The following is an 8,060-nucleotide window of genomic DNA, read 5'->3' as shown; positions in this document are numbered from 1 at the left end:
TTTATGGCCCTTCTGAGCCCCTTTACTCTTGTCGCTTTTCTTCCGGGAGCTGGTCGGCTTGGGCTTTTTATAGCCGTCGCTTGAAGGAGGCTTAGAGCTGGTCTGGCTGTTTTGTTTCAGGATGGCTTCGAGCTCTGAGATCCTCTCGCTGAGGCTCTTGTTTATCGCCTTGAGCATCTGGTTGTCCTCGAAGAGCTCTTCGTAGGTGGGTTTCTGAAACATGGATAGACCTCCTTTCAGATTTATTCTGATGCCATGATAGCACGTTGCAAGAGACTAAGGAACTGCTGATTTAGGACCTAAATCGGCAGGGGGACTGAATAGTTACGGTTTGAAATTACCCTTTCGGATGTCCCTATGAGGAATGGAAACTCTTCTTCTCGGTACGTGGCGACGCACCCGTCGCCACTTTCGGATGTCGGTTCCTTCGCATCTAGTATGGGTCAAAGCTGATTCCAAACATTCTGAGGAAAACCAAAGTCAAGTTTTCCTGCGGTAAGAAGGCTTTTGAGGATTACATTAACGGAAGTTCGGAATCCACGGGCCATGCCCCTTCCTGCTCGGAGGACACTGTTGTAGCCCTCCAGAAGTCCGTTTGTCATTCGGCTATGGAACCATCTAAGGATGCCGTCCATGTGACGTTTTATCATCATGGCAACTTCCTTCATCTCCGGTATCCTACAGGTAAGGGCCCAACGACACCACCCCTTCAGCTGCCCTCTGGCATCGGAAAGGGTCAACGTGGAGCCAGCATCAAGGATCTCTTGAAGGATAGTTTTCAATCGGTAAGCCTTTCCTGTTTGAAGTCGTTTTTTACTCAAGGAGACCTTCTTCAGGCTTTCTTTCTCCCTGTCTGTTAGGTTGCCTTCTCTCTTCATAAAGGCCCAGCGAGTCCCTTTTAGCTCAGGAGTTTCCTTGCTCTCTCTGACGCGGACCTTATTTAGAGCCTCGTTAGCGGCCTTTATAACGTGGAACTTGTCAAAGGTTATGGATGCTTTAGGGAAATTCTCCCCAATTCCCTTTATGAAGGCAGGAGACATGTCACAGCAGAATTCCACTATCCGCTGGACCTGTCCTCCGTGAGATTCGAGGTGTTCTGCAAACTTTTTGAGGGTGTCCGAGCCTTTTCCCTCTACGCCAAAAATAAGCTTTTTTGTGTCGTAGTCAAAAACAAATGTAACGTATTTATGGCCTTTTCTCCATGAAGTCTCGTCTATAGCTACGGACCTAACCCTGGAGAGGTCCTGGTTTGCCATAGCTCTATCAACGGTCCTCCTGAGAAGACGCCAAAGGCGATCATCGCTTATCCGTAGCTCTCGAGAGGCGGCCAGAACCGTCATTTCCTGGGCCAGTTGCACCGCCCAGGCTTCGAAGAGAAGGGTAAAGCCACTTCCCTTTGTTGCCCAGGGAATCTCCACGGTTTTGACTCCGCACTCGGAGCACTTTACCCTAGGCAGAGGAGCGTAAATATGGGTCAGAAATCCAGATGTCGCCATTCCCTCATAGCACTGTCGTAAGCGGTAAAGTTCTTTCCGCAATGGGGGCACTCGAAGACAGACCCTTTGATAAAGTCCAGGTTGATGTCCAGACGTCTCCTTTTGAAATCTAAACGGACGTCCTTAATCTCCCAGGGAGGGCATATACCTAGTGCATCCTCAAAAATACGGTATTCACTGCTACCTGTGGAATAAGGGTTTCCCATAACATTTACCTCCAGAAGGGCAGGATAGTTTGCTTTTTTGCCATTATAACCCAAACAGGCTATACCCAACCTTTTGACGCACTTCTATCTAACCCACAGAGGATGCGAAGGAACCAGGATTTTCTGGCGGAGGCCGATAGCTTGGCCGAGATGGTCTCAGCCTTGAAGTAAGGATATGTAAAAAAGAGGGCTCTCTGTCTTTAGAGAGCCCTCTTTTTGTATCCCAGACTACAGATTTTGCCCGGATGTGTTGTTTATAATTATGTATATGTTTTGGAATCTCCCGTGTGACAGAGGAGGGTGGAGATCGTGCCGATAGGTGGTTCCTATTACTCCGACGTGTTTGACGAGAAAAAACAAAACGAGATGAGAGCGTTCTTCAAGGAGATCCTGGCGCCGAAGGGAACGGTCAAGAGTTACGGCAGAAACGACGTTATAGCTCCGGCTAATCATCTGGACTCCTTCGGCATCGTGGTGGAGGGAAAGGTCTCCAAGGCCATGATAAGCGTCTCCGGCAGGGAAAAGCTACTTTACTTCCTGAGGCCTGGGGAGCTGTTTGGGGAGATGAACCTGATGGACGGAGGATCCCTAAACTACGTCCTCTACGCCAAGGAGCCGTCGTCTGTGTCCTACGTCACCAGGTCCATACTGGATGAGGAGCTGTGCAGAAACCCCGACGCCTACCTCTATTTTATACACAGCATGACCAGGAAGTTTCGCATAGTGGCTCTCCAGCTCGCAAACAACGTCTTCAACGATTCCACCGGCAGGGTTGCCGACGCCCTGATACGGCTTTCCGCCTGTTCCGACACCAGGGATGTCGATATGACAGAGGGAATGATAACCACGGCCCTAACCCAGAGCGAGCTGGCCTATAACGTCGGTTGTTCAAGGGTCACCATCGCCAGGATACTCAAGTCGTTTTTCGACGAGGGGCTGCTGGAGAGGGACAATAAAAAGATCGTCATAAAGAACATGGAGGGTTTAGCAAAGTATACCGACAGGGTCCAGTGATGGGGCCGTCGGGATCGAAAGGGGATAGGAAATGATAAGGTTGGTAGGTGTTTTGGTAGTGATAGTGGGGCTGGGGCTTAAGCTCAACCCGCTGTTGGTGGTTATCGTCGCTGGGTTCTCCTCCGGCCTGGCCGGTGGGATGGGGCCCTACGAGATCCTGGAGGCAATAGGGACCGCTTTCGTCACAAACCGGTATATGTCTCTGTTCATACTGACACTGCCGGTTATCGGTCTTCTGGAACGCCACGGTCTGAGGGAGCAGGCGGAGCTTTTCATAATGAAGCTCAAGGGCGCTACCGCCGGAAGGATAATGTTGCTCTACATGTTCTTCCGTCAGGCCACCAGCGCCGTCGGGCTACAGCTTGGAGGACACCCCACGTTTATACGGCCCATCATATCCCCCATGGCCGAGGGGGCGGTGGCTAAGGGAAGGGAGCTTCCTCAGTCCGTCCTTGACGAGATAAGGAGCATGGCGGCAGCGGTGGAGAACTACGGAAACTTCTTCGGTCAGCTTATCTTCATAGCCGCAGGGGGACTTTTGCTCATAAAGGGAGTCATGGACCAGGCTGGATACTCGGTAGATCTGTTGACCATGGCCCTCTACGCCGTCCCCACCGCTGTAGCGGCCTTCGCTATCGCCACGGTCAGATACACCATGTTCGACGCTAGGATGAAAAAACTGAGCCTCAAGGGAGAGGAGGAGCGGAGATGAAGATAACCCTGGATCACATGTATATGGTAACCGGCCTTTTGCTGATGGTCTTCGCCCTCAGGTCTCTAACGGACAGGAGCAACGGCAAGAGGGTCGGTACGGCGATTTTTTGGGCTCTCTACGCCGTTACCTTCCTGTTTGGAAAGGCCATCCCCAGCGGTATAATCGGGGCTATGGTGGTGGTTATGGCCCTGATAGCCAGTTGCAAGGGCCTGGGATTGGGTTCCTACGGAGAGGCGTCCAAGGAGGAGAAGAGACGACAGGCGGACAGATTCGGCAACAGCCTTTTCCTGCCCACCTTGATTATTCCTATCGTCACCTTTTTGGTGGCAAAGTTCACTTCCCTTGGGGCTCTGGTCGGCCTGGGTTTGGGCTCCATCGCTGGCTTAGTGGCTGTTATGGCGCTGACGAAGGACGGCCTTGGCAGGTCGGTCAACGAGGGAAGACGGCTGATAGACGCCATCGGCTGGGCGGTCATACTCTCCCAGTTCCTGGCGGCCCTGGGCTTTCTGTTCGATAAGGCTGGGGTCGGAGGTGTCATCGCCCAGATGGTCTCTTCGGTGGTCCCCACCGGCAGCGCTCTCGCCACGGTTGTAGCCTACTGCGTCGGAATGGCCCTTTTCACCATGATAATGGGCAACGCCTTCGCTGCCTTTGCCGTCATCACGACGGGAATAGGCATTCCTCTCGTGGTGGTGATGCACGGCGCCAACCCCGCCATTGCCGGGGTGATCGGAATGCTCTCTGGCTACTGCGGAACCTTGATGACTCCCATGGCGGCCAACTTCAACGTGGTGCCTGCGGCTCTTCTTGAGATGGGGGACAAAAACGGCGTTATAAAGGCCCAGGTGGCCACGGCCATCCCTATGCTCTGTATCAATATCGCCTTGATGTATTTCCTGGCTTTTTAGGAGGTTAAACTATGAGAATACTTCTTACCGGATTTGATCCCTTTGGAGGAGAGCCAATCAACCCCGCCCTGGAGGCGGTCAAGAGTCTGGATGGTCGGACCGTTGCCGGGGCTTCAGTCTCGGTGTGCGAGCTGCCCACGGCCCGTTGGAGATCCCTGGAGGTGCTGAAGGGGGCTATCGCTAAGCTGGATCCCGATATCGTGATCTCCATAGGTCAGGCAGGGGGACGGTTCGACATAACCCCTGAGAGGGTCGCCATCAACGTGGACGACTACCGCATAAAGGACAACGACGGCAACCAGCCAGTGGACGAGGCCATAGAGACCGAGGGGCCGACGGCCTACTGGTCCACCCTCCCCATAAAGGCCATGGTATCGGCTATGAAGGAGGCGGGCGTTCCGGCATCGGTCTCAAACTCCGCCGGAACCTTCGTCTGCAACCACGTGTTCTACGGCCTCATGCACATTCTGGCCCAGGAGGGCAACCGCAGAAAGGGAGGGTTTATCCACATACCCTATCTGCCCGAACAGGCCGCCAGGTTAGGCGGACAGCCCAGCATGTCCCTGGACTGTATAGTCGGTGGTCTGGAGGCCGCCTTGGCTGCCGCTGTTACCGTGGACGAGGACCACAAAAAGGTCGGCGGAACGATCTGTTAAGCTCTTAAACCAGAAGCCCCATGCCCCGTCAAGCCGGGAGCATGGGGCTTTTTGCCCTGATAATATATGGGCACCTCTAAAAACTCTAATCCTCGGAGAGACCGTTCCGACGTAGCCCATTTGAGCCCGTATACTCGACCTGCCGTCGTGTAGTACGAATGGGGCGACAGGACGTCGCCCCAAGCCGAGGGGGCACAGGACGTGCCCTCCGAGGCGGTTTGCACGAAACAGGCAGGTCGAGTATACGATTGGGCCAGGGCGCAGGCGGGACGGTCTCTCCGAGGGGACTCAAAGGTGAGTTTTTAGATGTGCCCATATCTCAGGTCCGGTTCCCTTGATGGGGAAAAAGCTCTATACTTATGAATGTCCCTATGGTCATAAGAATTTTGGCCCTGTAGGCCGATAAACTAACCAGAATAGGGAAGGAGGGGGACCATGATTTTCAAGACAAAGGGTATGTCCCTTCACAGGACGATTATAGGGGCCTTTATAGCGGTATGTCTGTTTTCCTCCGGTGTCGCTGGCTTTGTGGTCTACAGGGTAGGCCACAGGACGGTGGACCGTTTTGCCCGTCAGATCCGATCGGATACAACCTCCAAGATAAAGGAATACCTCAAGGATTTTCTATCCCACCCTATGGTTATAAACGGCATAAACGTCTCCCTCATGGAGCAGGGCAGGTTGAGCCCCGATGACCCTATTGCCCTGGAGGAGCTTTTCAAGAGGGAGATAGAGCTCTATCCCACCGTCTCCAGCGTTTACTTCGGGAACATGGAGGGCGGTCTGATCAACAGCGGCAGGGAGGACTCGGATAGGAAATACGTTATAGAGACCGAGGGTTTTAAGGCTGGAACTTTCAAAAAAATAGCCCTCGATGATCGGGGTAATAGGGGAGAGCTTCTGTCGTCCTTCCCGGGCTTCGACGCTCGTACCAGGCCGTGGTTCATAAAGGCCCTTGAGACCGGGGCCCCCTTCTGGAGCGAAGTCTATGTCCTTTTCTCCGGCCACGATATGGCCATTTCAGCCAGTTACCCCGTATACGTCGACGGTAAGCCTGTAGGTGTAATGGCTACCGACCTATCCCTGTCCCGTGTCTCCTCTTTCCTCCGCTCCATAGGCGGTGGTGGTTCGGGGATTTCCTTCATAGTGGACAGAGCGGGCAGGCTAATAGCCTCCTCGGAAAGCCTTCCCATACTGACTCCCTCCAGGGATGGGGTTCCAGTGGATCGCCATACCGCCCTTACCTACCCTCATCCTGCGGTCCAGGAGGCGGCGAGGACCGTCGAGAGCTCCGGTGGTTGGGGTAGCATAAAGGGTATAGACCTGTTTGATTTTAAATTCAATGCAAATAAAATGTACCTTCAGGTAACTCCCTTTATCGACGACAGGGGAATAGATTGGGTTGTCGCCGTCGTAATACCGGAAAGGGATCTGGCTCCCGGCATAATTGCCGACAGAGGGAGCTTTATATCCCTGACGTTGGGTCTTGTTCTCTTCGCCGTCCTTCTTGGAATGGTCGTAGCCAGATTTTTTATCGTGCCTATGTCCCTTTTGGAGGGCGCGATCTCCGCTATGAGCAAAGACAGCAAGACCGATCCTCTGGTTTTCTCTTCCCAGTTTAAGGAGGTCTCTCTGATCATAGAGTCCTTCAATCGCATGGCGGCCAGAATGCACTCCGCTATGAACGGCCTAAAAGAGGAGATAGCCCGAAGGGAGCGGGTCGAGAAGGCCCTCACCGTGGAGGCCACGACCGACTTTCTAACCGGCCTGGCCAACAGAAGGAGCTTTATGGAGCGTCTCAAGATCGAGGTCGCCAGAATCCGTCGCTACAGAGGGGTGGGATCGTTGCTCCTGCTGGATATAGATCGATTCAAGAACATAAACGATAACTACGGCCACAACGTGGGAGATCAGGTGCTGGCTGGCTTAGGGGAGCTCCTCTCCAGTGTCGTAAGGGAGGGAGACCTTCCCGGCAGAATCGGAGGAGAGGAGTTTCTCATCTTCCTGAGCGAGACCTCGGTGGAAGGGGCGGGTCACTTTGCCGAGAGGCTAAGGCAGACCATCAAAAAACGAACCACCCCAACCGACGAGGGAGCCGTATCCTTCACCGTCAGTATAGGGATCACCCAGCTATCCCCCGACGATATCTCTATCGACCAGATCATAGCCAGGGCCGATCAGGCGATGTACAGGGCTAAGGAGCTGGGAAGGGACAGGGTGGAAATAGGCTAGGTCAAGGATGGCCACAAAATCTAATCGACGGAGCGAGGGTTTACATTATGATATGCAGCAATAGGATTTCCTTTGATTTCGACAGGGTCTATCTACCGTCTCCTATAGTGAGAGGGCTTTCCTTTTTGGCGGAGACCGACTTGGGCTCCCAGCCGATGGGGCGGGTGGACATAGATGGCGACGACCTTTTCGCTATATTTTCAAGCTCTCAGACCGCCCCTGTGGCCGATGGCCGTTGGGAGGCCCACAAGCGGTACGCCGACATTCAGTACGTAATCGGTGGGGACGAGCTTATAGGCTGGGCCCCCGACGACGGTGTCAGAGACTATCTCTCAAAAGAGGGGGAGGATTGTTTCTTCTTTCCCGTCCCTCAATCTCCCTGCTGGATCCATATGTCCTCCGGCTCCTACGCGGTGTTCTTTCCCTCGGACCTCCACTGTCCACTCCGGGCCTGGGGCGATCCTGCTCCGGTCCACAAGGTGGTAGTAAAAGTCGCACTGTCCCTGTTTTAACAGGTCAAGCGGAATTCCCCATCTTCTAAGCCAAAGGCGAAAGGTGGGGATGGATAGCTTGTCGCCAATAGGCGATAAATCTTGTTTTTATCTACTCAGTGGTGTAGGCTATAAGTAGTGTTATGAAGATGCTGCTAGACACAAATAACCATTCAGTAGGGCAAAAGCGAGGTGAGATCATGCTAAGAGCCTATAAATATCGTATATATCCTAATATGGAGCAAAAAAGCTATTTTGCCAGGTGTTTCGGCTGTGTCCGTTTTATCTATAAAAGAGTTTGAATGGCTGAGAGAGGTCGATAGCCTGGCTCTTGCTAACGCT

The 8,060-nt window shown here is 53.3% G+C and carries 10 protein-coding genes; 7 read left to right on the top strand and 3 right to left on the bottom strand.

All coding sequences use genetic code 11. The annotated features are described in order from the left end of the window. The 3 genes from B9Y55_RS12835 to B9Y55_RS12825 form a co-directional block, all read right to left on the bottom strand. The coding region (locus B9Y55_RS12835; RefSeq protein ID WP_085545738.1) for a DUF6444 domain-containing protein at positions 1 to 222 on the bottom strand (222 nt) is incomplete at its 3' end. 221 nt (positions 223 to 443) lie between these two features. Then, a complete protein-coding gene (locus B9Y55_RS12830; protein WP_143340956.1) occupies positions 444 to 1,496 on the bottom strand; it encodes an ISL3 family transposase in 1,053 nt (350 codons plus the stop codon). Beyond that, positions 1,475 to 1,702: a hypothetical protein gene (locus tag B9Y55_RS12825; protein ID WP_143340955.1), complete on the bottom strand. Its 228-nt coding sequence runs from the start codon at positions 1,700 to 1,702 to the stop codon at positions 1,475 to 1,477. Before B9Y55_RS12825 ends, B9Y55_RS12830 begins: the two co-directional genes overlap by 22 nt. A 309-nt stretch (positions 1,703 to 2,011) precedes the next feature. Between B9Y55_RS12825 and B9Y55_RS12820 the strand changes: the two genes are divergently transcribed. The 7 genes from B9Y55_RS12820 (at position 2,012) to B9Y55_RS13680 (ending at position 8,020) form a co-directional block, all read left to right on the top strand. After that, a complete protein-coding gene (locus B9Y55_RS12820; RefSeq protein WP_085545736.1) occupies positions 2,012 to 2,716 on the top strand; it encodes a Crp/Fnr family transcriptional regulator in 705 nt (234 codons plus the stop codon). Positions 2,717 to 2,747: 31 nt separating this feature from the next. Further along, on the top strand, positions 2,748 to 3,428 hold the full coding sequence (locus B9Y55_RS12815) for a DUF969 domain-containing protein (RefSeq protein ID WP_085545735.1): 681 nt from the start codon (positions 2,748 to 2,750) through the stop codon (positions 3,426 to 3,428). After that, positions 3,425 to 4,339 (top strand): DUF979 domain-containing protein, encoded by a 915-nt coding sequence (locus B9Y55_RS12810; RefSeq protein ID WP_085545734.1) that lies wholly within the window; start codon positions 3,425 to 3,427, stop codon positions 4,337 to 4,339. The genes B9Y55_RS12815 and B9Y55_RS12810 overlap by 4 nt, the downstream gene beginning before the upstream one ends. Before the next feature lie 11 nt (positions 4,340 to 4,350). Continuing rightward, positions 4,351 to 4,995 (top strand): pyroglutamyl-peptidase I, encoded by a 645-nt coding sequence (pcp, locus tag B9Y55_RS12805; RefSeq protein ID WP_085545733.1) that lies wholly within the window; start codon positions 4,351 to 4,353, stop codon positions 4,993 to 4,995. A gap of 435 nt (positions 4,996 to 5,430) precedes the next feature. Continuing rightward, complete coding sequence (locus tag B9Y55_RS12800) at positions 5,431 to 7,227, top strand: sensor domain-containing diguanylate cyclase (RefSeq protein ID WP_085545732.1); 1,797 nt, start codon at positions 5,431 to 5,433, stop codon at positions 7,225 to 7,227. Between the two features lie 47 nt (positions 7,228 to 7,274). Continuing rightward, positions 7,275 to 7,739 carry a NanQ anomerase/TabA/YiaL family protein gene (locus tag B9Y55_RS12795; protein WP_085545731.1) on the top strand — a complete coding sequence of 155 codons (465 nt, stop codon included), beginning with the start codon at positions 7,275 to 7,277 and terminating at the stop codon, positions 7,737 to 7,739. 122 nt (positions 7,740 to 7,861) lie between these two features. After that, entirely contained in the window at positions 7,862 to 8,020 is a 159-nt protein-coding gene (locus tag B9Y55_RS13680) for a helix-turn-helix domain-containing protein (protein ID WP_327078448.1), read from the top strand. Positions 8,021 to 8,060 lie beyond the last annotated feature (40 nt).

The organism is Dethiosulfovibrio salsuginis (assembly GCF_900177735.1).
GTDB classification, from domain to species: Bacteria; Synergistota; Synergistia; order Synergistales; family Dethiosulfovibrionaceae; genus Dethiosulfovibrio; species Dethiosulfovibrio salsuginis.
This window is presented reverse-complemented; position numbering and strand designations above follow the sequence as displayed.

What these genes read in the sequence shown, in the direction of transcription:
- pcp (WP_085545733.1), top strand. Translation starts at nt 4,351, where the DNA reads ATGAGAATACTTCTTACCGGATTTGATCCCTTTGGAGGAGAGCCAATC.
- B9Y55_RS12825 (WP_143340955.1), bottom strand. Translation starts at nt 1,702, where the DNA reads ATGGGAAACCCTTATTCCACAGGTAGCAGTGAATACCGTATTTTTGAG.
- B9Y55_RS12795 (WP_085545731.1), top strand. Translation starts at nt 7,275, where the DNA reads ATGATATGCAGCAATAGGATTTCCTTTGATTTCGACAGGGTCTATCTA.
- B9Y55_RS12810 (WP_085545734.1), top strand. Translation starts at nt 3,425, where the DNA reads ATGAAGATAACCCTGGATCACATGTATATGGTAACCGGCCTTTTGCTG.
- B9Y55_RS12800 (WP_085545732.1), top strand. Translation starts at nt 5,431, where the DNA reads ATGATTTTCAAGACAAAGGGTATGTCCCTTCACAGGACGATTATAGGG.
- B9Y55_RS12830 (WP_143340956.1), bottom strand. Translation starts at nt 1,496, where the DNA reads ATGGCGACATCTGGATTTCTGACCCATATTTACGCTCCTCTGCCTAGG.
- B9Y55_RS13680 (WP_327078448.1), top strand. Translation starts at nt 7,862, where the DNA reads ATGAAGATGCTGCTAGACACAAATAACCATTCAGTAGGGCAAAAGCGA.
- B9Y55_RS12815 (WP_085545735.1), top strand. Translation starts at nt 2,748, where the DNA reads ATGATAAGGTTGGTAGGTGTTTTGGTAGTGATAGTGGGGCTGGGGCTT.